Raw genomic sequence first — 779 nt, forward strand, 5'->3', positions numbered from 1 at the left:
AGGGGCACGATCTCGATCATCAGGGACAACAGATAATTGAAGAAAACAGAAACAGGCCTTCCCGCAGGGGAGGGCCATCAAGAACATAAGAGAATGAAAAAGATACTGATCATATCGGCAATGCTCCTTCTGGGCAAGTCGGGATACAGCCAGCTTAACCCGATGGGGAGCATGTACTACCAGAACCAGTACCTGGCAAACCCGGCCATGGCCGGAATAAACAGCGGATGGGAACTGAGTGCGGGCTACAAGGCACAGTGGACGGCCATAGAATATGCCCCTGCCATGGAGGCGGTAACCGCGGAGCACGGCTCGGACAACGGGAAGGTTGGCCTTGGGCTGAACCTGTTCAACGACCGTGCGGGCGTTGTGCAGCGCACCAGCGCAAAGGCGAGCTATGCCTACCACCTTCCGCTGAACGGGGGGAAGAGCTACCTGGACTTCGGCCTCTCGGCGGGGATCATGGACGAGTGGGTGGACTTCAACCGGGTAAGGGGCGACCTTACGGACCCGGGCCTCTATAACTTCAACCAGCGGGGGATCTACTTCGACGGTGACTTCGGTCTGGCCTACCGGAACGGGGGGCTAACGGTGCAGGGCGCACTGCCGAACCTGAAGCGCTTCCTTGACCGGGACATCCGGCGCAGCGTGGCGGACAGGTCGCTCTACATGGCCTCTGCAGGCTACAGGTTTGCGGGCGGGGAGGGCTCTGCGCTGAGCGCCATCGAGCCGAAGGCGGTTTACCGCGGGGTGGAGAACTACAGGGATATTTTTGACGC

Annotated in this window: 1 protein-coding gene; it reads left to right on the forward strand. The window is 59.8% G+C overall.

Features of this window, described 5'->3' with window-relative positions:
* Nucleotides 1–93: 93 nt before the first annotated feature.
* A partial coding sequence (locus DF947_RS22045; RefSeq protein WP_158526317.1) for a PorP/SprF family type IX secretion system membrane protein occupies nucleotides 94–779 on the forward strand: 686 nt, incomplete at its 3' end.

Source organism: Pedobacter paludis, assembly GCF_003173575.1.
Taxonomy (GTDB): domain Bacteria; phylum Bacteroidota; class Bacteroidia; order Sphingobacteriales; family Sphingobacteriaceae; genus Pedobacter; species Pedobacter paludis.